We start from the raw sequence: 21,807 nt of genomic DNA, 5'->3' as shown, positions 1-21,807 counted from the left end.
CCGAATTAATTAAAAATCAAGTGATTACTAGTAAATAAAAACAAGAACAGCGGCACCTAGTTATAGCTACAATTCGGCTGCCTTTTATAGATGAACAAAAGGCAGTTGAATTGTCCTAAAAATACCTGCTGATTTTCTTTGATACTTATTTAGACTGGCATCTATCTGAATTTTATCTATGCTAAAAACGCAGAAAGATCTTGCTGATAGCCGATTACTAAAGTCTGCATTGCTCGAGAAATTGCGGTATATAAAATTCGCTGGTCTCTGGTGGATTGATAATGATTTTTCGATACATTATACAGAAAAACGTGATCAAATTCTAAGCCTTTTGATAGACTTATCGGATATACTTCCAGCTTCTTATTCGTTATTTCAGCTGAAAACCAGTCGCTTAACTCAGTTGCTTCCTCCAATGTTTTTGTCACAATGGTCAGCTTTTCACCACGCATCGCTATTAACTCCAGAATAGTTTTTTTCAAGTCTGTTTTGTCAGCAATCGCATAGAATCGTGGGTCTTCCCCTTTCGGTCGGACTGGCACAATCTCCATCTGTTGCGTAGATTGTAGACTTAACTTTTTGAATAGTTTCGTAATTGCGCCGCTTGATCGGTAACTATTCAGCAGATTATACTGAGAAATTTCTTTCGAGTGTTCTTCAAATGTCTCAATGATTGTCGTAAATGAAATCGCTGAATTGAAGATAGCTTGATTTTCATCGCCGACCAATGTGAATTGACTACCGGAAAAAAGTTCAATCAATAACTGCATCTGTGCCGGCGTGTAATCTTGAACCTCATCCACCAAAACAAATCTCGTTTTTGGCAACTCTAATTTTCCAATGAAGCAATGTTGAATATATAACATAATAATCGCTTCATCCAGCGTATATTCAGTTGGCGAGGTAAAGTGATAATCTTCCTTTGTAAACTCATTATATAAGGTTAAAAATAGGCCTTCTTTATCTAACCAATCGATGGCTTTAATCGCTTTTGTAACCTTTCGATAGGTCCGTTTCAACAGTTTATAACCATACTCTGCCACACTTGATGGCGAATCATCTTCAATCAAATGGCCAAAATATTTCTTCTGTTGCTCTTCTGATAAGGATAAAATCTGATTTTGCGTTTCTTTATTTTTGGCTTGGCGTAACAAACGATTGTCCCAGTATTCTGTAAGCAATCGCTTAGTTGCTTGTACACGATCAATCAATGCTGCTCCTTTAGGTGTTTTTTGATAAAACTCATCCAGCAATTTTTCTGAGATGACAACTTTTCCTTTTTGCGTAATAGCCTTTAGCGGTAGCTTGTCTAATTGGATTGTTTGACTCGCTTTTTCCAGAAAATCAATCAATTCTTTGCTCCGTAAATTGGCCGTTTGTCCATCCACTTCTTCTGAACTGATACGCGCAAAATAAGCAGATTCATCTTCGATATTTCCCTCTACATACTGTTGTGTAAATTGTAAAATCGTCTGATTACGTGGATTATTCTCACCCAATGACGGCAAGACATCGCTAATATATTGAATAAATTTATTATTTGGGGATAAAATCAAAATATCCTCTGAGGTAATTTCTTGTCGCAAAGAATACAGCAAATAAGCAATCCGCTGCATAATCGTGGACGTCTTGCCACTACCGGCAACGCCATTCACCAAAATGCTATGTTTCCCTGAATCCCGGATAATCGCATTCTGCTCCTGCTGAATCGTAGAAGTAATATCCTGCATCTGACTACTAGAATTTTGTTCCAAGGCTGCCAAAAGCACATCATCTTGGATCGCAATCGAGGTGTCAAAGAACCGCAACAATCGATTTTTTTCAATCAGAAATTGTCGCCGATTTAAGATTTCGACTTGAATAGCCAGCTGATTCGCCGTATAGCTAGAAGGACCAATCATGTTGTTGTAGAATAGCTCAGCAATCGGTGAGCGCCAATCATAAATCCGATTCTCGCCCTCTTCATTGGCAAAATTATGCATACCAATATAGAAGTCTTCATCAGGTTCTTCGTCCAAAAAATCAACAGAGACTTTACCAAAATAAGGATTTTCTAGTAACCTCTCGACCTTTTGCAACTGTTTGTCAGCCGATTGAACCTTGATATTCATCTGATCAATTTCCCGATTCTTCATCTCAATCATGGAAAAAGTATCCAGATTATCCAGCACACTATCAAAGTTTAAACTGATATCACCCGACATCTCACTCAGTGCCGACAACCCATCCTCCTTCGCATGCGTCAACAAATTGACCAGCTGCTCTTGCGCCAGCACCAACTCTCCATAGGTTTGTTGCAGATACTCTTCTTCTCGTGTGTTGACCATACACATTCTCCTTTATCACAAATAGTATTGCTCAAGCATTCTACGCCAATTTCTCAGATATTTCAATAAAATGCGATTAGACAGCTATTCACTAGTCTATGGCTCTCATAAAATTGGTATCGAAAGAGTCTTTCAGCCAGAATCTCCTCCAAAAATTTCGCATAAAAAAATATTAGCCAAGCTTCAGAACTAGCTGACTAATACATCGTTTACTATCATTCCTATTGATTTTTTCATTCGTTAATTTTCGTCTCAGCCAGCTATATTCTCAAAACCTGAGCTGAGCAGTCCGTCTTACCGTTTTGCTTCAAAGCGTTTAATATTCCACAAAGCAATCGCTAAGAATACAATCCCTGAGATCGCCAGGATAGCCAGACAAACGAAGGTTTCATGTTGAAAATTCATCGTGATTCCTAATTCTTCTTTGATGGTCTGCGTAACTTGTGTATTTTCAGTCGCTAAAACATTTTCAGTCAAAATTTGACGAATCAAGACAATCCCACTCGTTAAAGGGAAATAATTTACCACAGTGTGCGCCGTTTCTGGCAAGCTACCAATCGGCACATAACAACCGGTGATGAAGCCCAACAATGGGCCAATGATTGAGGTCATGGTTGAAAATGTATCCATTCGATTGAAGAAACTTACGATAAAAAACATGAAAGCTGATGAACAAAAGACAGTGAATAGGCAAGCTACCGCCAACATTGCCGCTTGTTTCAGAGAAAGCAACGCGCCACCAGAAACAAAAACAATGTACAATTCAGAGATGATTACTACTGCCACCGTAATCAATAAGGAAACCAGAAAAGTACTCAAGAAGTACCCCAACATGATTTTACTTTTCTTAATCGGTGAAATCATAAAATCGGTATAGACGTTGCGTTCTCTATCACGCGTCAATAAACTCGCTGCGCCAAAGGTCGAACTGGCCGAGACAATCCCGATTACCCCCGCCAACATCCACGTATCTACCAACATTTGTGGCTGTGCTACCGCCGATAACTGACTCGCCAAATTGTCGCCCAATAAAAATACATATAACACGATTAAAATAATCGCTGCGATAAAGGCCCCCATCACGGCCTGTCTATTCTTGAAAAATAATCGTAATCCTCTATATACTAATGCATTCATTTTGTTCGCTCCCCTTTTCCATAATTGTCAAAAATACGTCCTCTAATGTTAGACAGTGATACGTCTCTTTCAACTCTTTCGGGCTATCGTAAGCCACGACTTGGCCTTTTTCCAGCATAACAATCGTCGATGAGTCCCGCGCTTCTTCCATATAATGTGTCGTCAACACGATCGTCATCTGATATTTCTCTTTCAATTGATGAATTAATTTCCACATGTTCGCTCTAGAAATAATGTCTAAACCCGTTGTCGGTTCATCTAAAAATAATAATTTCGGTGTATTTAATAACGCCCGGGCAATGTCAACCTTCCGTCTTTCACCACCAGATAACACGCCATACCGTTTATTCAGTAAATATAAGCCATCGACATCCGCCAATTTTTCTTTTAATAATTGCTCCGCCTTTTTCCAGTTATTCGTGTAGAAATAACTACGAATCAATAAATTATCTTTAACTGATAATTCCGCATCTAAGATACTTTCTTGGAACACCACTGAAATCAATGATTTGTATTCGATTGATTGGCGATCCATCGGTTGCCCCTCCACGAGGATTTCACCCGAATCAGCTTTGACTAATCCCAATATTAAGGAAATCAGCGTCGACTTCCCTGCGCCATTCGGTCCCAATATAGAAAATAATTCTCCTTGTTTAATCGAAAATGAAAGATCTTTTACGACTTGGTGATTTTTATAGGCTTTACTTAAATGGCTCACTTTAATTAATTCATTCATCTGCTTAACTCCTCTTCTCTCTTGTTGATAAACCTAGAATACCCAAATTCTCACCCGACAACTATCGTTTTTGACTAAGTGGTAGAAATAGGCAACTAAGAGGTAAAAATTTTCGTCTAAACCAAAAAAAACTTGAAAACTGTTTGTGTCAGTCTTCAAGCTTGGATGCTTATTTCGATTTCTATTTTGATTTTTATTTTGATTTTTTCTCTTGGATATATTTATTAATTTCATCGGCTTCTCGTTTATCTCGGCCATACATAAACAGCTTAATAAAGAAGTAAATGGCCAGAATCAATAGAAAAATGAAGCCCAATCGTAGCCAGCCTAGATCCCATTTATAAAAGATATCACCTAAAACAACCATCGCGAAAATCAAGGCGATATAAATAATCTGATTCATAATCACCCGACTATTGGAATAACTCTCATTGTCCTGTACCAGAAAAATCAGCAAGCCAGAAATTGCCGAAACACCCAGCATAAACTCGACAATGTTAAGCAGCACGTCCTTATCTATCAGTAAACTAACGACGACCAATATCGTAAAAACCAAGGACATAATCGAGATGGCCTTCCGAATATATTGCTTCATTCTTTTCGCCCCATTCCTAATCCTTTTTTCAGTGCCGGTACATATTTCCGCGAGATTGCCACGCGTTCATGATTCAGTAAAGTCGCTTCAAGTCGACCACTCAACATCGGCGAAACACTCAAAATTGCTTCAACATTTAACAACATTGATTTTGATATCCGCAAAAAATTATAAGGCAATAATTTTTCCTCCAGCTGATACAACTTCTCATTACTTTGATAAACCTGCCCCTTCGTATATAGGTAACTACGTTTATCAACCACCTCAACATACAGCACATTCAGAAACGGAATCCGATACATTTCCCCATTCAATTCCCCTAACAGAAAATTCTCCTTCTCCGTCAAAAGCGCCAAAGCCTTCTCAATCGTTCCCGTCAGCTCATGTATTTTAAGATGGACAGACTCCTCCTGATCCACTTCCACAATCTCAACTCTCGACTTCACCCAGACACCTACTTCTTTTCTACATTTATTCTCAATTATAGCACATCGAAATCAGCATAAAAAAAGATAAAATATAAGTACTTTTTGATTAATAACGACTTAATCATTTATATTGTAAAAGGTTAGAAAAAGAGGTTGTTTACATCAGATTCCTTAGCCATACTACTACTGTTACCGGCAGCGATAACAGAAGAAGCAATCCTTTCAGTGAAATAACAAAAAAATCTGAGTCAGAATGATGTTCATTCTGAGCCAGATTTAATTTCACACAACTCATCAGTCCTTATTAACTTTTTCTAGTGATTAACCGAGCAGCTCATTCATGAACGAGCTGCTCGGTTAATTATTTTCGTCAATAGATAATAAAATTTATTCTATCTCAAGTTCAGCATATATTTCTTGATAAAATCCAATCAAATCTGTAATCAATTGATCACTTATGACGTCTACACCTAAAAGTTGCATATTATGTCTTAAAAATAGCAATCGTTTTTTTACACGTTCCAAACTTGATTCAAATACAAATGGACTACACCACAAATTAATCAATAACAAAAACATCTCAGCACATTCATTCGGGTATTCGGTTTCTAGAGAACCATCCTTTATCCCTTCTTCAATAATTTCAGCAAATAAAGGAGCTTCTTGTTGGACAGCTATCTGCATACCTGAAATGATAAATTGCGGATTATTCGCTTGATTTATCATTACTTCTTGAAGAGGGCTTACTCTATTTTTATAGGTTCTCTGTTCAATCAAGCGCATTAGTTGTATTAACTTATCTTTGGCATTATCCGCCTCAATCGTACTAATGATCGCAATCAACTCATCATGAGAATTTTTAAATTGTTTTTGTATAACAGCTTCCAATATTTCTTCTTTTGAAGTGAAATGATAATAGATTGCACCTTTAGACATTCCTAACTCTCGAATAATGTCATGGATTGTTGTTTTATCATATCCTTTAGTCTGAAACAAATTTTCAGAAATGACTAAAATCTTTTCAATTGTTACCTCTGGATTTTTATTTCTAGCCACGCTTTTGCCTCCGCTCTGCTTATTTACTAGCTTACTTTTATTGAATCGTAGCACTAATCATTTCTAGTGTAAAGCTATAATTCAGACTATTCAGACTATAGAAAGATTGAATGCTACTGAAATCATTCGGATTCACTAGCTACCGTTCAATCAGCAAGATAGTTAGTTAATGTCACTGAAATGAAAAATTGTTTTACCTGAAAATGAAATATTGGATAATATTGTTCAACACTGATAAAACGCCGAATGCCATCATTCCAAGTCCAACATATTTTAAAACTTTTTTCTCTTTTTTTCTTGTGACTAGGTAAATAATCAGTCCTATAACTAAGACAATAACCCCCACTATTACAAAAATATAATTTCCCATTACAACTAAATCTTTATTCATTTTTGGCATCATTGGTATCATTTTATTTGCCCCTCTCGTTATTATAATTATTTATTTTGATATAAAATCTTCTTTTTCAATTCTAGCAAACGTTGCTTTTCCAGCAATGACACCTAAAATCCCAAGAAATATTGCTGCGGTTCCCTTTGAAAGAATTCCTCCTGGACCGGCTGCTGAAGATGTAACAATACACATGATAAAAATTGACACGGTCACAGTCGCAATAACTGATTTATTAAGCATCCCGAAGAATAAAGGAATTAACCCCATTAATACGCTACCGACTGTTGTAATAATCAACGTAAACAATAAGCTTATATCAAATTGGTAATTGATACTTGGAAAAATGAAACTTACTAAATACAGAATAATATTTTGGATCAACTCAGAAATAAAAATAAAAGCAGTTATAAGCGACAAGACAATCACAACTTTTGCCATAATGATTTTCTTGACTTGAACTGGATATGTATAAAACATCAAGGCCGTATTATTTTGAAACTCACTAACAACTAACATTGCCAACAAAACAGCTTCCCAGATAATGAAAATTGCTTTAATGAGTGTATCAACCAATACAGCAGCGCTGATTGAAAAATTCATTCCTTCCATTACTTCCATTGACATTGGAATCAACATCCCTAAAGATACTGACAGCAGCATAACAAAAATATTGGCAATCAATAATCCGACAAATTGACTCTTTAAACTAATTTTTTTCAACTCAATTTTTACGTATGCTTTCATTGATTCTCCTCTTTTGTTAGTGTATTGACTGGTTTTTGATAATCTTGGATAATCTGAATGAATACTTCTTCTAAGCTTCTTTGCTCTGCGTCTAATTCATCTTGACCTAAAGATTGAATGATTCTTCCTTCTTCCATGATTATTATACGACTTGCAATCTGGCTAAGCTCCGTTATGATGTGACTTGAAATCAGGATTGTCGTTTGGTGTTTTTGATTCATTTCTAATAAAATATTGCGAACATCTATCATTCCGATTGGATCTAATCCATTAATAGGCTCATCTAAAATCAAGATTTTAGGTTTCGTTACTACCGCTCTAGCAATTCCTAAACGTTGCTTCATACCCAATGAAAAACTTGAAACAGGCTCATTTTCATTATCGCCCAATCCAACTAAAGTCAGGGTAGCCGAGATATTTTCACAATATTTTTCATCAATATATAAACAGTGAATCTCTAAATTTTCTCTAGCCGTTAACTGATTATAAAAGACCGGAGTCTCAATTAAACACCCAATTTCACCTAATACTGTATTATTTTCTTTAGTAACTGTCTTATCTAATAATTGTATAGTTCCTGTAGTTGGCGATACAATATTTAATAAGAGTTTCATTAAGGATGTTTTACCCGCACCATTTCTACCTAGAATACCTAAAATCTCTCCTTGTTCTACTTCGATGGAGATATCTTTTACAATGTCCTTTTGATTGATTGTTTTACTGACATTTTCTGTTATAATCGCAGTCGTCAATGTCTCACTCCTTTTATTAGCTAAATAGTTTCAGGTAAGCTATGTTTGAAATCAAAAAATTACAAAAAGCCGAGTTTATAATGAAAAGTATCGTCATAAACTCAGCTTTTATGTCTTTTTACTCTCTTGTCCATACCTTCACCTTTTTAACACCGATAATAATAGATCTATTATGATTCATAGCCTCTCACTGAAATGTGCTATTTTCCAGTTCGAGATTTTAGAAATAAGAAATTGCCTGCACTCATGAGTGCTCCTACGGCCATCGTTTTTTTTGAACCAATAGCCATGCCTACAGCCACAATTGCTACGCCAGTCCAAATAGATGGAGTCGTTGTTTTATATGCAACCTCTTCACTAGGGTTTAAATGTTTTTTTGCCATACGGAAAATCGGAATACTTTCTTTCATTTTTTAACATCTCCTAATTTTTATTTTTTAATCTTTGCAACTACTCTTAGGTAATCACTAATTTGTTCATATTTTTCTTTTAATCTTAAATAATAATTCTTAGCACACAAATATTTAGTTAAGGAAATTAGTATGTGAGTAAAAATAAATTTGTTCAAAATCTTACGCTAACCCAGTAAAATAGCTATAAATTTTTATATACTGACCGTTGGTATGTATATATAATAACACGATAATTTATTCGTGTAAAGAGGTGATTGATTCTTTATTCAAAATTAAACTAAGAAAAATCCATCCCTCTCTAGCCTTATTTTAGGTGGATATTCATTAGATGAACCTGAACTAGGTTTTTCCTAAATTTTATTTACAAAGATTTTGGACAAATGAAAAGGACTAGAAAGCTTATCATTAAAAGCTTTCTAGCACCCTTATTTTTTATAATCCCTTTAATGAAAAAAAAGACAGTAAGCCTATTCTGATGAAGGAATAGCCTCACTGTGTATGTACTAATTTAAAACGACTCATCGTCTTTTTCGAAATTCTCCGTTTCAGCATTATTTTCTTCTCTTTTAAACAATGTATCGTAATAGATGTTCGCGCACAGCCTCCAAATAAATAAAGGAATAAACCCATATCCACCAATCGTACACATTTTAAGATAGGTAAAATCCTCAGTATAGATAGCAAACAACGAACCTAAGATAACAACTGCAACGGGTATAAAGAAACCAATAACCTCTCGAATACTTTCTTTGCGCATAGACATTCCTCCAATTATTTCTATTTTTAGTCTTCTCTTTATTTAAAACGAACTTCTCAATAAAACCACTTCACAGAAATTCAAAAAAGCAGCTAGTTTTACCATTTATTTCATATTATATCATATGAAAATATAGCCGTGAAAAGAACCTCTCAGGCTAGCAGTAACTATTTATAAAAGTACGTAATACAGTTAAAGCATAAATAATTATTATAAAGTACACAGAAACAGCAAAAAGAAAGAGCTTTCATTAGTGACGTTACTCGAAGTCCGCGGTGCCAAAGAAGCAGCTCCCACGGAAATAAGCTGAAATTCTCTAAAATTTGGAAAGCAATTTTCAGAAATTCCCTCTTATTTCTCGGAGCTAACCGCTTCTATGACATCCTCCAACAGTAAAGTTTAATTGACGGTGGCTATCCATCAAAATATAGGAAGCGGAGGTGGTGTATGATGTTCATACACGTAACTCAAAGTTCTATAGGAAGGAAAGGCCTTTTGTATACTATTGCAAGTATAGGTCTGATGATTAATTTCGGCGCTTTTGTCGCCCTATTAATCTTCGGAATCCTACAAATTGTGAATAACGACAAAAAGAAATAACCGTCTTTCTTTAGCGAGACTCGGTTATTTCTTTTTGAAATAATTTAAGTTTTTCGTCACCGTTCTTTAAACGGTGCAGTTGTGCTGCGAAGGGTATACGTTTGCCGCGTATATCCTTTTCAATTGCAAGTATAGCATGTATCTTGCTATTTTCCTATCTTTAGCACTACAATTTCTTTATACCCAACTGCTCATCCCCACAGTTATCAATCTTATCATTGGTACGCAAAGTAAATTGAACATATAAAGCACCTTTTAAAGAATAGAAAATACAACAATACTTTCTAATAAACAAGCCTATCATAAATTAAAGTAGTAATTTAAAGCTGAACAAATGTAACAAGGATATTGAAAATATAATTCAGAGATAGGAGCAACAAAAATGAACTTGTCAGAACAATATAATCTCACACTTGAACAAGAAGTAACGAGGGAATACGCTGCCTATGTCATGAATAAGTTGATAAATCTCCTCATTGAAGAAAACATAAGCGATGATAATGATCCATTGATGATTTTGCAACGCCATCTTTCACATCTAAAAAACAATCAAATTTTAAATGCTGAAGATCTAAACCAATTAAATAAAATCGACGGAAAACTTCAATACTTCAATGACTACATCGACGATTTAATTGAAAAAACAGTTTCCCACTAACCAGCCGAAGGCATACTCGCAGGCGACAGTCAGCAATCCAACTCATAGCTTCAACACAAAAAGGAATAATCGTCTCCCCTTACGAGAATTCGATTACTCCTTTTTGATTTACTTAGCCAAACATACTAGCTATGTTTATTTCTTCCAGCTTTCAACTAAATCTTGATTCTTCTCAATCCACTCTTTAGCTGCATCTTCCGGATCTTTTTTGTTATTGATTTCTAGCATAACTTCTTCCATATCCTCTTTGGTCCAGTTGAAATTATCCAACAATTGATATGCTTCAGGTTGATCCTCTTTCAGATTCTTTCTAGTGATCGTATGGATTGCTTCTGCATCGCCCATACCACCTTTTGGATCTTCAAGATATTTCAAATCATATTTAGCAAACATCCAGTGTGGTGACCAGCCAGTAATCACGATTTCTTCTTTATTCTTAATCGCTTGCCCTAAAGCAACTGTCATCGCACCTGAAGAAGATGTTTCAACAGTCCAATCGCTCAGATTGCTATAAGTTTTCAAAGTATTTTCGGCAGCATTTACAACACCAGCCCCTGGTTCAATCCCGGTAATTGTTTTTCCGGCTTGATCGCTTAATTCATCGATAGAATTAACGTCCATGTATGATGGCACGGCAATCCCAACTTTGGCTCCGGTTAAGTTTTCACCGAGGTCATCGACTTGATCTTTGTATTGCGCATATTGCGAGCCATGGGTGTTCGGCAACCAAGCAGCGACCATCCCATCCATTTCTCCTTTAGAAACAGATTCCCACATAATTGCATTATCTAGAGGCGTCAAATTAACCTTGTAGCCCATTTCTCTTAAAACTTCAGCTACGACGTTGGTTGAAGCCACTTCAGTGTCCCATTCAACGTAGGCCAAATTAATTTCTTTATCTGATTTATCATTTCCAGTAAACGCACTTAAGCCTACAGCGGCCAAGACAATCACTGCCACACTCGCAACTGTGACCCATTTCTTTTTCTTAGACGTCGCTTTTGAAGCGGCCGTCTTCGGTTTATTTAAATGTTGCGTAAAGCGGTCGACGATAATCGCCAAGATAACTAAGGCTACCCCGTTGACAAACCCGTTCCCGACTTGTGCCCGTTGTAAGGCTGACAATACGCCACGACCTAATCCTGGTGCACCAATCATTGAGGCAATTACAACCATCGATAGAGAAAGCATAGTTGTTTGGTTGACCCCGGCTAGAATGGTATTTTTAGCTAATGGTAATTCTAATTTAAATAGTTTTTGCCACGCTGTTCCCCCAAATGAATCCGATGCTTCGACTAACTCAGTCGGTACTTGACGAATTCCTAAATTGGTAAAACGAACCGTTGGTGGTAACGCGAAAATAACTGAGGCGAAGACCCCTGGGACCATCCCGATACCGAAGAAAGCAACCGCCGGAATCAGATAAACGAAGCCTGGCATAGTTTGCATAAAGTCAAGAATCGGTGTGATGATACTTTGCGCCTTACTACTTTTAGCCATTAAGATACCCAATGGAATCCCGATGACAATCGAGACAACACTTGAAATTAAGACTAAAGTTACGGTGCTCATCAAATCTGTCCATAAGCCTTGATTATAGATGAACAATAAGCCGATAAATGTAAAAATTGGTAAGCCTAAGTGTCTGCGTGAGACTAAAAAGGCAATCAGTGTTAATAGTAAAATAAAAATTACTGGTGGAATTTGCACTAACCCATTGGTAATGCCATCCATCATTGATTGTCCGCTACTTTGAATAAATGAGAACAATCCAGCAAACGTGTTCGTTAACCATTCTGTTATATTTTCAACCCAGTCAGCGACGGGTAATTGATTCGTTAAAAAGTTATTCATTGACACTCACCTCACTCGTTTCTGCTAATGCTTCAATCACGCCGCCTCGAATAATAACTCCCTGAAGGCGCCCATTCTCAACAACCGCTAGTGGAGTTGGTGAATCGAAAATAATGTTGAAAATATCATTAACCATCATATCTTTATCAATCGTTGTAATCGTGGCATCCACGAACTCACTCAACGGACGCTGTGTTTTTCTGGCTTCTAGTGCATTTTCAGCCGTTATGTAGCCCTTCAGCTCACGTTTTTTATTGACCACCATTAGCATACTAACTTCTTCTTTACGCATACGATTTAAAGCAACCGTTGGGCCATCGATGTCAATATTCGTCGTCAAAGCTGGCACCATAATATTTTGGGCAGTCAAGACCTTCGAACGATCGACATCTTCCACGAACTCACGCACATAATCATTGGCTGGATTTGTTAGAATTTCTTCCCCAGTCCCAATCTGCATGATCTCGCCATCCTTCATTAAGGCAATGCGATCGCCAATCCGTAAGGCCTCATTCAAATCATGGGTGATAAATATAATCGTTTTTTGCACAGTCGCTTGCAAATCAATCAGTTCATCCTGCATTTCTCGACGAATCAATGGATCTAAGGCTGAGAAAGCTTCATCCATTAAGAGAATCTCAGGGTCATTAGCCAATGCTCTAGCTAGTCCAACCCGTTGTTGCATCCCACCTGATAATTGATTAGGGTATTGATCTTTAAATGAAATTAGTCCAGAGTTTTCTAAAGCTTGCTCGGCTTTTTTCTCACGTTCCTCTTTAGGAATGCCCCGTACTTCCAAGCCATACTCTGTATTTTCTAAAATCGTTCGATGAGGAAATAAACCAAAATTTTGGAAAACCATGCTCATCTTATGACGGCGAACTTCACGCAAACCCTCTTTACTCAATTTTGCGATATCTTCTCCGTCGATGTAAATATCTCCTGAAGTTGGTTCAATTAATCGGTTTAATAGACGAATCAAGGTTGATTTCCCACTCCCTGAAAGCCCCATAATTACGAAAATTTCACCCTCGTTCACTTCAAAATTCACATCATACACACCAACAGTAGCGCCTGTCTTTTTCAGAATTTCCGTCTTAGGACGATGTTCTTTCATCATCGCTAACGCTGTTGCTGCCTTCTTACCAAATACTTTTGTTAAATTATTTACTTTTACTTTTACCAAAAAAAAATCTCCCTTTTCACGTTTTTTCATTTTCTTTCTGAAAACGAAGTGACCACACTAGATTAACACGGTGTTGTCACTTTGTCAAAAAAATAATTCTTTTTTGGCGCTTATTTCACTTATTTTGGTACGGAAAAAGGAAGTTAATTAATCCATAATTGTTTATTATAAAGGGCGTAATATACTCTTTTTTCTCAGATACTGTCGCGATTATTAGCTCGTTGCTTCTGTTATTTAATATTTCCCCTTTTATTTATTCATTTGAAACCAAGAAAGTTTAGAGTCGTGCTATAATATAAAATAACTTAGGTATTTTATCGATTTTCAGTCTTAGTTGTCTTCACATTCTTAGGCCATCTAGTGATAGTTTGTTCAGACTTACAACACGGAAAATATTTACAGGAATGAGTAAAAATAAAAGTCATATAGTCCCACTTATAGTAAAATATGCTGTAAGAGACTTATGCGTGTGATAAAAACAGCTTCAAAAAACAGAGCAATTACCGTACATATCCTAAAAGAACAGATATATTCAGACTTTTTTTACATAAGCATCAACCACTTGAACAATTGAACCATCAACTACCAGGAAGACCCGAAAAAAACACAGATAGTTATGACAAGTATCCCTATAAGAACTGTGACGAAAACTGTTCCAAAAAATACGCTAAGACAAAAAACTGATTCATGATGGAATCAATAGGAGGATAAAATGAGTTATACACTTGCAACGAAACTATTTGGCGAAATTAAAGTTTCACTTGAGGAAGGGTTCTTTGATGACGTTGAGGATGCAACAAACAATCGAAGCTTTCACTTAGATATTTTCGACGAAGTAACCGAGGAAAAGGATTTTCTAAAAATAGGAAAGCTTTTGGATGCCTACCACGAATTGGATCAGCAGGCAAAACGTTTCTTATTACAAGAATATCAAAAGAATAATCCGGATGTTCACATTTACTATGATACATATAAAGAGGAACTGCAGGAGGAATTGGATCGGGCTTTCGCACCCGACGAACAATCGATTGAGCACTTAATCAACAAGACAGAGATTGCTTCTATTTGGTTTAATTTGGAAGATGAAGATATTCTAGCAACCTTTGACTATCGACTATTAGCTGATCACGGTGACGCCATTTTAGTCGTTCGTTTTGATGATCAAAAAAGAATTGTTGATTTGTACCTAGAAGAATAATACTGAGAAAGCCTTCTTTTTCTAAAAATCCCTTCTATATAAGACAGTCTAATTAAGTCGGCCCTAGACTCAGCGAAAAAGCTGTTTCTAGGGCCGACTTATTTTAGTTGATAGACTGTTATAATATTGAATCCGTATCTAAGCTGACGCCTGGATAAAAGAAGTTCTGCATGCGTTGAAGCGCGTATTCATTCCCTACAAAATAGATGGTATCTCCTTCTGAGACTTTCGCGTAGGGCCCAGGTGACAACAACAATTCTTCATGATGCAGTATAGCCACCACGGTTGCATTGGTTTCCTGCCACAAATTCAACTCACTGATAGAACTTTCTAGATGAAGTGCCTCACCTGTTAAAACTAATTCAAACGGTAAAAAGGGATTCATGGTATGTGTACGTTTGGTTTGGGCTACTAGTTGATCTAATAATCTAGAAAAATGATCCAATTCATCCTTCTGCTGTTTGACACTCTCCATGATTTCCACTTTTACTTCTTGAATCGATTGAACATCTTTGTACTGTTCTAAAAACGTCTTAGCATTTTCTTTCGATGCAATGTAAGCTCCACTGCCATGACGTACTTCCATAATTCCCAAATCGACCAGCACATTAATCGCCTTGCGGGCAGTCTCTGGCGATACATTATAGGCGCTAGCTAACGTGGAGCGCGCATGAACCTTCTCGCCAACTTGATATCTATTTTCAACAATTCGCTCAGCTAAATCAACCGCAATCTGCTGATATCTAGAGGCTACTACTTTTTTCTTTTCTCGCATATGTTATCCTCACCTTGTGTCTTCTTACGCTAATACTACTATGTTTAACTAAAATAATCAAAATAAACAAGAACTTGCATACGTTTAACAAAAAAGAAGAGGCTGAGAATAGTCCTCTTGACTATATCAGTTCCTCTTCTTTTCCCATTGGCTATACAAATATTGAAAAATAGCTAATCATTTTCTTATTTTGTATTCTGTTGTGTTTTGACGGGACAGCTGGTGTTACAGTCATCACAGGTTTTTCCAGTCTTAATACGTGAATAAATGACATAACCCGCACTACCGAAAATCACAACTGAAAGGATGATTGTCGCAATCATTTGATCCCTCCTTCAACAGTCGTTAAGGGAACTGTTACGCTTGTTTTCCCTTTATTTTTCTTCGTTAATTGATAAATCATACCGGCAAGCACTACGAGAGCAATTATAAAACCAGCACCCACGTGACCTCCTTCAAAGAAGACATGGCCTAATTGATAGACAACAAAACTAACGGCATAGGCAAGTCCACATTGATACCCAATCGCAATCCAGGTCCATTTAACATTCGCCATTTCACGATGAATGGCACCAATCGCTGCAAAACAAGGCGCACATAGTAGATTAAAGACTAAGAATGAATAAGCCGCTACTGCTGTGTAACTTCCTTGTAAAGCGCCCCAGACTTCGTGACCATTTTCAGAAACTTCTTGGGCATGACCAAATAATATTCCGAATGTATTAATAACATTTTCCTTGGCAATCAGACCCGTAATCGTCGCCACCGCTCCTTGCCAATTCCCCCAACCTAATGGTGCAAATAATGGCGCAATCACATGACCTAAGCTAGCCAAAATACTTTGTTCAGATTCGACTGGCTGTAAAGCAAAGTTATATGAGAAGGTAAACCAAATTAAAATACTTGAAACAAAAATAATTGTGCTGGCTTTTTTCACAAAGGATTTACTACGATCATACGTTTGACGTAAAATACTTTTCACCTGTGGTAAATGGTAAGCCGGCAGCTCCATGATAAATGGCGCTGGGTCCCCTGCAAACAATTGAGTTTTCTTAAGTGCAATCCCAGAAAGAACAATTGCGCCAACGCCAACAAAGTACGCTGATGGTGCAACCCAACTACTAGTTGGGAAAAAAGCACCCGCAATCAGGGCAATAATCGGTAATTTTGCCGAACAAGGCATAAACGTTGTAACAATAATTGTCATCCGGCGATCTTTTTCATTTTCAATTGTTCGACTCGCCATAACTCCTGGCACGCCGCAGCCTGTGGCAATCAACATCGGAATAAATGATTTACCAGACAAGCCAAACTTACGGAACAGGCGGTCCATCACAAAGGCAATTCGCGACATATAACCACAATCTTCTAAGAATGAGAGGCAGAGGAAAAGGACGATTAATTGTGGAAGGAAGCCTAAAACGGCACCTACCCCAGCAATAATCCCATCTAAGATTAATCCCTGCATCCAATCAGCAACCTGCCACTGAGCCAAAGCATCGCCAACAAAGGTCGGAATCCATTCGCCAAAGACTTGGTCGTTGACCCAATCAGTCCCCATCGTACCGATTGTTTGAATCGATAAATAGTAAATCGCCCACATCACACCGGCAAAAATTGGTAAAGCGAGCCAGCGATTCGTGACGATACGGTCAATCTTATCGCTAAAGGATAAACGAATCTCATCCTTTTCAATCGCACACAGGCTAATCACACGACTAATAAATTCATACCGTTCATTAATCACAATCGTTTCACTATCTTCTTTAAAAATCTTCTCTGTAATGGCAATAATTTCTTTGATTTCTTTCTTTTGGATACTACTCAAGTCCAACTCGTTTTGGGCTTGCTCATCTCGCTCAAATAATTTTACGGCATACCAACGACTTTGTTTTTCCAAGACCGTCTGTCCTAACACATCGACGATTTCATTTAAAGCTGTTTCTAGACGGGCATCATAGATAGGATGTGTCACTGCAGGAGGAAATTCTTTGGCAACATGAAGGGTTTCTTTAACCGCTTCTTCTAAGCCATGCTTTTTCAGCGCGCTCATGCCGACTACAGGTGCTCCCATGCCATAGGCTAATTTTTCAAGGTTGATCTTTTTCCCTTGTCTGTTCACGATGTCCATCATGTTTAAGCCAATCACAATCGGAATACCCATCTCCATTAGTTGGGTGGTTAAGTATAAGTTTCGCTCAAGATTTGTGGCATCGACAATATTTAAAATAGCATTCGGTTGCCCTTTTAATAAGTAATCTCTGGCAACAACCTCTTCTGGTGTATAAGGTGAGAGTGAATAAATTCCTGGTAAATCCTGAATTTTGACGGCCCGATTTGATTTCAACTCGCCTTCTTTTCTCTCAACAGTCACCCCCGGCCAATTGCCGACATATTGATTAGCACCCGTTAACTGATTAAAAGTGCTCGTCTTACCACTATTGGGATTTCCTGCTAAAGCAATTTGACAGTCGCTCATTCATTCTCCTCCTTTTCAATCAACACAAGTTCTGCCTCGCTTTTTCTCAAAGTTAATTCATAACCCCGTACATGAATCTCGATAGGATCGCCCAATGGGGCTAATTTGCGGACATAAATCGACGTTCCTCGTGTCAGTCCCATATCCATCAAACGACGTCTCACTGCCCCAGTTCCGTGAATACTTACGACACGTCCTGACTCACCTGTCACTAACTGATCCAACGACAACCAATTGGCTGGATTTTCTGCCGGTTCTTCGACAACAATCGACTCCAATACACTTTGCGTAATCGCAATCCTACTATTATGTAACAAAACAATGCCATTATCTCCTGAGGTATTAATCAAGACAATTTTGCCACCTGGAATAACACCCAACTCATTGAGATGTCTTTTGACTGACTCTTCAACCTGTAACTCTTTTATCTGATACACGCGATTGTGCTGTGCCTCATTTAGAAATACCATCGTAATTGCTCCTTGTGAATTTTTTTCATTCAGGTTTATTAAAAAAACCATTGAAATTGATAATCGTTCTCAATAAGAGTACGCCCATCCACCGAAAAAGTCAATGATATTGTGAATAAATTAGCGAAGTACGAGCAAAAAATTCTGTCAAAAGCTGCTCAAAAAAATGCCCATTTCAAAAAATTTTTTTAAAGTTTTTTCACCTAAACAGCCCCTTTATTCCCTTGCAATTCTTGCTTTCATATTTTTTCAAAACACTAAACTTGGTATCTCACTATTTTTCGGACACAATATATAGTGTTTTTAGATTGACTTTTTCCTAGATAGATTTATACTAATGAGTATAGTAATTTATGAAACCGGAGGAACTTATAATGAACGTAAAAATCTTTTCTAAAAATAATTGTATGCAATGTAAAATGGTGAAACGCTACTTAAGCGAAAACGATATAGCATTTGAAGAAGTTAATATTGATAATCAACCAGATGCTGTTGATTGGTTAAAAGAACAAGGATTCCAAACAGTACCTGTGACTACTTCTGATGCTGCTACTGTGATCGGCTTCCGCCCTGACCAACTAAAACAATTAGCTAGCTAATATGAAGATTGTTTTCTTTTCAATGACTGGTCAAACCAGAAGATTTGTTAAAAAGTTGGATTTGCCTGCTTATGAAATTGAGCCTGCAAATCCTTTTTTTGAGATAAAAGAGCCATTTGTCCTGGCTGTCCCTACCTATGACCAAGAAATTATGGATGTCGTCTATGATTTTTTAGATCACAATGATAATGCGCTTCTACTAAAAGGCATCGTCGGTAGTGGCAATCGCAATTTTGCTGAATTATTCGTTTATGCAGCAAAACAATTGGCCCAACATTACCAGGTTCCATTGCTCCATGTAATAGAATTTAGCGGCACCCCACAAGATGTCGACACTATACAGAAGGTTGTGAATAAACTTGAGTCTTAAAAATTTAAAAGACGTCAGCTACTTTAAGTTAAACAATGAGATCAACCGTCCAGTTAACGGACAAATCCCATTACACAAGGATCAAGAAGCTCTAGCAGCATTTTTCGAAGAGAATGCTAAGCCAAATACAATGACGTTTGCTTCTATTAAAGAGAAGATCAACTATCTGTTGAAAAATGATTATATTGAGGAAGCTTTCATCAAGCTTTACTCAGAAGAATTTATCGAAAAACTTTATCAATTTTTGGACGAGCAAAATTTCCAATTCAAGTCATTTATGGCTGCTTACAAATTTTACTCACAGTACGCCTTAAAAACCAACGACGGAACGGCCTATTTAGAAACCTACGAAGACCGTGTCGCTTTTAATGCACTGTACTTTGCCAATGGTGATGAAGAGTTAGCACTCTCACTAGCAGATGAAATGATTCATCAACGCTATCAACCAGCTACGCCGTCCTTCTTAAATGCCGGTCGTAAACGTCGTGGTGAATTGGTATCTTGTTTCTTAATTCAAGTCACAGATGATATGAACTCGATTGGTCGTTCGATCAATTCAGCGCTTCAATTATCAAGAATTGGTGGCGGTGTTGGGATTACACTCTCTAATTTACGTGAAGCCGGTGCACCAATCAAAGGTTACGAAGGAGCCGCTAGTGGCGTCGTTCCTGTGATGAAATTATTTGAAGATAGCTTTAGCTACTCTAATCAATTAGGTCAACGTCAAGGTGCTGGAGTTGTCTACTTAAATGTTTTCCATCCAGACATCATTCAATTCCTTTCAGCGAAAAAAGAAAATGCCGATGAAAAAATCCGAGTAAAAACACTTTCTTTAGGAACAATTGTGCCGGACAAATTCTATGAATTAGCTAGAAATAATGACGACATGTATCTATTTAGCCCATACAGCGTCGAAAAAGAATACGGTGTGCCATTCTCTTACGTCGATATCACCAAAGAATACGACAATATGGTCGCTAATCCAAATATTCGCAAACAGAAAATCCGCGCCCGTGATCTTGAAAACGAAATTTCAAAATTACAACAAGAATCTGGTTATCCTTACATCATCAATATTGATACGGCTAATCGCTCTAATCCAGTCTATGGCAAGATTATTATGAGTAACCTTTGTTCAGAAATCTTGCAAGTTCAAGAACCATCTGTGATTAATGGTCGCCAAGAATATGAAACACTCGGAACAGATATCAGCTGTAACCTTGGCTCAACCAACATCGTTAACTTGATGGAAAGTCCTGACTTCGGTAAATCAGTTCGTGCCATGACTCGTGCGTTGACCTTTGTTACTGACGCTTCAGATATCGATGTGGTTCCTTCGATTCAACACGGCAACAAATTAAATCACACCATCGGTTTAGGTGCGATGGGATTGCATACCTACTTTGCCAAGAATCATATGGAATACGGTTCAGAAGAATCACTAGACTTCACTAATATCTATTTCATGTTATTAAACTATTGGACATTAATGGAAAGTCATGCGATTGCTAAGGAATACGGCGAAGTCTTCCATAACTTCGAAAAATCAGATTATGCCAATGGCAGTTATTTTGATAAATATGTTAGCGGTGAATACCAACCTAAATTTGATAAGGTCAAAGAAATCTTTAAAGATATCTTTATTCCTTCTGCAGAAGATTGGGCAGCCCTTCGTGAAGCAGTCAAAAAAGACGGCTTGTACCATCAAAATCGTCTAGCGGTTGCGCCAAATGGCTCAATCTCTTATATCAACGATACCAGTGCAAGTATCCACCCAATCACACGGATGATCGAAGAACGTCAAGAAAAGAAAATCGGTAAAATCTACTATCCAGCGCCTTATCTTGCAAACGACACGATTCCTTATTACACGTCTGCTTATGATATGGATATGCGTAAAGTCATCGACGTTTATGCCACAGCGCAACAACACGTTGATCAAGGAATGAGTTTAACGCTCTTTATGCGTTCAGAAATTCCTGAAGGTCTCTATGAATGGAAGAATAATACCAAGCAAACGACCCGTGACTTAAACATTTTACGTCACTACGCGTTCCATAAAGGTGTAAAATCTATCTATTACGTCCGGACCTTTACCGACGATGCCGAAGAAATCGGTAGCAATCAATGTGAAAGCTGCGTCATCTAGACAAAGCTCTTCCCCAGATACGATTCACAGATTGCTTACGCATTATTTAGGCATTCGCTTAACTATTGACTTAAAACATTTACCAGTCGTTCATTGAGCGACTGGTTTCGACTGAATAAAAGGAGGACTT

Annotated in this window: 23 protein-coding genes; 6 read left to right on the top strand and 17 right to left on the bottom strand. The window is 37.4% G+C overall.

Translation table 11 applies throughout. The features are described 5' to 3' along the window. Positions 1–176 precede the first annotated feature (176 nt). From BAU15_RS02840 to BAU15_RS02790, 11 genes are all read right to left on the bottom strand, one after another. Entirely contained in the window at positions 177–2,327 is a 2,151-nt protein-coding gene (locus tag BAU15_RS02840; RefSeq protein WP_161841225.1) for a HelD family protein, read from the bottom strand. 294 nt (positions 2,328–2,621) lie between these two features. Further along, a complete protein-coding gene (locus tag BAU15_RS02835; protein ID WP_161841224.1) occupies positions 2,622–3,464 on the bottom strand; it encodes an ABC transporter permease in 843 nt (280 codons plus the stop codon). Then, a complete protein-coding gene (locus BAU15_RS02830) occupies positions 3,445–4,200 on the bottom strand; it encodes an ABC transporter ATP-binding protein (RefSeq protein ID WP_161841223.1) in 756 nt (251 codons plus the stop codon). Before BAU15_RS02830 ends, BAU15_RS02835 begins: the two co-directional genes overlap by 20 nt. Positions 4,201–4,393: 193 nt before the next feature. After that, positions 4,394–4,795: a DUF3021 family protein gene (locus BAU15_RS02825; RefSeq protein WP_161841222.1), complete on the bottom strand. Its 402-nt coding sequence runs from the start codon at positions 4,793–4,795 to the stop codon at positions 4,394–4,396. Then, positions 4,792–5,241, bottom strand: coding sequence for a LytTR family DNA-binding domain-containing protein (locus BAU15_RS02820; RefSeq protein WP_161841221.1), 450 nt, complete (start codon positions 5,239–5,241; stop codon positions 4,792–4,794). The genes BAU15_RS02825 and BAU15_RS02820 overlap by 4 nt, the downstream gene beginning before the upstream one ends. A gap of 369 nt (positions 5,242–5,610) precedes the next feature. Beyond that, on the bottom strand, positions 5,611–6,279 hold the full coding sequence (locus tag BAU15_RS02815; protein ID WP_161841220.1) for a TetR/AcrR family transcriptional regulator: 669 nt from the start codon (positions 6,277–6,279) through the stop codon (positions 5,611–5,613). Between the two features lie 193 nt (positions 6,280–6,472). Beyond that, positions 6,473–6,691: an LPXTG cell wall anchor domain-containing protein gene (locus BAU15_RS02810; protein ID WP_161841219.1), complete on the bottom strand. Its 219-nt coding sequence runs from the start codon at positions 6,689–6,691 to the stop codon at positions 6,473–6,475. A gap of 30 nt (positions 6,692–6,721) precedes the next feature. After that, a complete protein-coding gene (locus BAU15_RS02805) occupies positions 6,722–7,417 on the bottom strand; it encodes an ABC transporter permease (protein ID WP_161841218.1) in 696 nt (231 codons plus the stop codon). Further along, positions 7,414–8,169: an ABC transporter ATP-binding protein gene (locus BAU15_RS02800; protein ID WP_161841217.1), complete on the bottom strand. Its 756-nt coding sequence runs from the start codon at positions 8,167–8,169 to the stop codon at positions 7,414–7,416. The genes BAU15_RS02805 and BAU15_RS02800 overlap by 4 nt, the downstream gene beginning before the upstream one ends. 200 nt (positions 8,170–8,369) lie before the next feature. Continuing rightward, positions 8,370–8,579, bottom strand: a complete 210-nt coding sequence (locus BAU15_RS02795; RefSeq protein ID WP_161841216.1) for a hypothetical protein — start codon at positions 8,577–8,579, stop codon at positions 8,370–8,372. Between the two features lie 511 nt (positions 8,580–9,090). Then, positions 9,091–9,339: a hypothetical protein gene (locus BAU15_RS02790; protein ID WP_161841215.1), complete on the bottom strand. Its 249-nt coding sequence runs from the start codon at positions 9,337–9,339 to the stop codon at positions 9,091–9,093. A gap of 447 nt (positions 9,340–9,786) precedes the next feature. Here BAU15_RS02790 and BAU15_RS15885 point away from each other — a divergent pair, with 447 nt between their 5' ends. Next, the gene (locus BAU15_RS15885; RefSeq protein ID WP_420022111.1) at positions 9,787–9,939 is read left to right on the top strand and encodes a putative holin-like toxin; all 153 of its coding nucleotides are present in this window, start codon (positions 9,787–9,789) and stop codon (positions 9,937–9,939) included. A gap of 382 nt (positions 9,940–10,321) precedes the next feature. Continuing rightward, positions 10,322–10,597 (top strand): hypothetical protein, encoded by a 276-nt coding sequence (locus tag BAU15_RS02785; protein WP_161841214.1) that lies wholly within the window; start codon positions 10,322–10,324, stop codon positions 10,595–10,597. 135 nt (positions 10,598–10,732) lie between these two features. On the opposite strand, the gene BAU15_RS02780 is transcribed toward BAU15_RS02785, so the two are convergent. Together BAU15_RS02780 and BAU15_RS02775 are read right to left on the bottom strand one after the other, a co-directional pair. After that, positions 10,733–12,451, bottom strand: coding sequence for an ABC transporter permease/substrate binding protein (locus BAU15_RS02780; RefSeq protein ID WP_161841213.1), 1,719 nt, complete (start codon positions 12,449–12,451; stop codon positions 10,733–10,735). Continuing rightward, complete coding sequence (locus BAU15_RS02775) at positions 12,444–13,637, bottom strand: quaternary amine ABC transporter ATP-binding protein (protein ID WP_161841212.1); 1,194 nt, start codon at positions 13,635–13,637, stop codon at positions 12,444–12,446. Before BAU15_RS02775 ends, BAU15_RS02780 begins: the two co-directional genes overlap by 8 nt. A gap of 712 nt (positions 13,638–14,349) precedes the next feature. On the opposite strand from BAU15_RS02775, the gene BAU15_RS02770 reads away from it, so the two are divergent. Beyond that, entirely contained in the window at positions 14,350–14,835 is a 486-nt protein-coding gene (locus BAU15_RS02770; RefSeq protein WP_161841211.1) for a DUF2004 domain-containing protein, read from the top strand. A gap of 118 nt (positions 14,836–14,953) precedes the next feature. Here BAU15_RS02770 and BAU15_RS02765 read toward each other — a convergent pair whose 3' ends face one another. From BAU15_RS02765 to BAU15_RS02750, 4 genes are all read right to left on the bottom strand, one after another. Further along, on the bottom strand, positions 14,954–15,610 hold the full coding sequence (locus BAU15_RS02765; RefSeq protein WP_161841210.1) for a GntR family transcriptional regulator: 657 nt from the start codon (positions 15,608–15,610) through the stop codon (positions 14,954–14,956). A 185-nt stretch (positions 15,611–15,795) separates the two neighbouring features. Beyond that, on the bottom strand, positions 15,796–15,930 hold the full coding sequence (locus BAU15_RS02760) for a FeoB-associated Cys-rich membrane protein (protein WP_161841294.1): 135 nt from the start codon (positions 15,928–15,930) through the stop codon (positions 15,796–15,798). After that, positions 15,930–18,089 (bottom strand): ferrous iron transport protein B, encoded by a 2,160-nt coding sequence (gene feoB / locus BAU15_RS02755; protein WP_161841209.1) that lies wholly within the window; start codon positions 18,087–18,089, stop codon positions 15,930–15,932. The genes BAU15_RS02760 and feoB overlap by 1 nt, the downstream gene beginning before the upstream one ends. Beyond that, the gene (locus tag BAU15_RS02750; protein ID WP_161841208.1) at positions 18,086–18,559 is read right to left on the bottom strand and encodes a FeoA family protein; all 474 of its coding nucleotides are present in this window, start codon (positions 18,557–18,559) and stop codon (positions 18,086–18,088) included. The genes feoB and BAU15_RS02750 overlap by 4 nt, the downstream gene beginning before the upstream one ends. 374 nt (positions 18,560–18,933) lie before the next feature. On the opposite strand from BAU15_RS02750, the gene nrdH reads away from it, so the two are divergent. The 3 genes from nrdH to nrdE are packed head-to-tail and all read left to right on the top strand — an operon-like array spanning position 18,934 to position 21,677. Continuing rightward, on the top strand, positions 18,934–19,158 hold the full coding sequence (gene nrdH / locus BAU15_RS02745; RefSeq protein WP_161841207.1) for a glutaredoxin-like protein NrdH: 225 nt from the start codon (positions 18,934–18,936) through the stop codon (positions 19,156–19,158). Between the two features lies 1 nt (position 19,159). After that, entirely contained in the window at positions 19,160–19,528 is a 369-nt protein-coding gene (gene nrdI, locus BAU15_RS02740) for a class Ib ribonucleoside-diphosphate reductase assembly flavoprotein NrdI (RefSeq protein ID WP_161841206.1), read from the top strand. Then, a complete protein-coding gene (gene nrdE, locus BAU15_RS02735) occupies positions 19,518–21,677 on the top strand; it encodes a class 1b ribonucleoside-diphosphate reductase subunit alpha (RefSeq protein WP_161841205.1) in 2,160 nt (719 codons plus the stop codon). Before nrdI ends, nrdE begins: the two co-directional genes overlap by 11 nt. The last annotated feature ends 130 nt before the right edge of the window (positions 21,678–21,807 follow it).

This window comes from Candidatus Enterococcus huntleyi (assembly GCF_009933175.1).
Taxonomy (GTDB): Bacteria; Bacillota; Bacilli; order Lactobacillales; family Enterococcaceae; genus Enterococcus_K; species Enterococcus_K huntleyi.
Note: the sequence above shows the minus strand (reverse complement) of the source record. Positions and strands in the feature narration are given on the sequence as shown.

What these genes read in the sequence shown, in the direction of transcription:
- BAU15_RS02840 (WP_161841225.1), bottom strand. Translation starts at nt 2,327, where the DNA reads ATGGTCAACACACGAGAAGAAGAGTATCTGCAACAAACCTATGGAGAG.
- BAU15_RS02835 (WP_161841224.1), bottom strand. Translation starts at nt 3,464, where the DNA reads ATGAATGCATTAGTATATAGAGGATTACGATTATTTTTCAAGAATAGA.
- BAU15_RS02830 (WP_161841223.1), bottom strand. Translation starts at nt 4,200, where the DNA reads ATGAATGAATTAATTAAAGTGAGCCATTTAAGTAAAGCCTATAAAAAT.
- BAU15_RS02825 (WP_161841222.1), bottom strand. Translation starts at nt 4,795, where the DNA reads ATGAAGCAATATATTCGGAAGGCCATCTCGATTATGTCCTTGGTTTTT.
- BAU15_RS02810 (WP_161841219.1), bottom strand. Translation starts at nt 6,691, where the DNA reads ATGATACCAATGATGCCAAAAATGAATAAAGATTTAGTTGTAATGGGA.
- BAU15_RS02805 (WP_161841218.1), bottom strand. Translation starts at nt 7,417, where the DNA reads ATGAAAGCATACGTAAAAATTGAGTTGAAAAAAATTAGTTTAAAGAGT.
- BAU15_RS02795 (WP_161841216.1), bottom strand. Translation starts at nt 8,579, where the DNA reads ATGAAAGAAAGTATTCCGATTTTCCGTATGGCAAAAAAACATTTAAAC.
- BAU15_RS02790 (WP_161841215.1), bottom strand. Translation starts at nt 9,339, where the DNA reads ATGCGCAAAGAAAGTATTCGAGAGGTTATTGGTTTCTTTATACCCGTT.
- BAU15_RS15885 (WP_420022111.1), top strand. Translation starts at nt 9,787, where the DNA reads ATGATGTTCATACACGTAACTCAAAGTTCTATAGGAAGGAAAGGCCTT.
- BAU15_RS02785 (WP_161841214.1), top strand. Translation starts at nt 10,322, where the DNA reads ATGAACTTGTCAGAACAATATAATCTCACACTTGAACAAGAAGTAACG.
- BAU15_RS02780 (WP_161841213.1), bottom strand. Translation starts at nt 12,451, where the DNA reads ATGAATAACTTTTTAACGAATCAATTACCCGTCGCTGACTGGGTTGAA.
- BAU15_RS02770 (WP_161841211.1), top strand. Translation starts at nt 14,350, where the DNA reads ATGAGTTATACACTTGCAACGAAACTATTTGGCGAAATTAAAGTTTCA.
- BAU15_RS02765 (WP_161841210.1), bottom strand. Translation starts at nt 15,610, where the DNA reads ATGCGAGAAAAGAAAAAAGTAGTAGCCTCTAGATATCAGCAGATTGCG.
- feoB (WP_161841209.1), bottom strand. Translation starts at nt 18,089, where the DNA reads ATGAGCGACTGTCAAATTGCTTTAGCAGGAAATCCCAATAGTGGTAAG.
- BAU15_RS02750 (WP_161841208.1), bottom strand. Translation starts at nt 18,559, where the DNA reads ATGGTATTTCTAAATGAGGCACAGCACAATCGCGTGTATCAGATAAAA.
- nrdH (WP_161841207.1), top strand. Translation starts at nt 18,934, where the DNA reads ATGAACGTAAAAATCTTTTCTAAAAATAATTGTATGCAATGTAAAATG.
- nrdI (WP_161841206.1), top strand. Translation starts at nt 19,160, where the DNA reads ATGAAGATTGTTTTCTTTTCAATGACTGGTCAAACCAGAAGATTTGTT.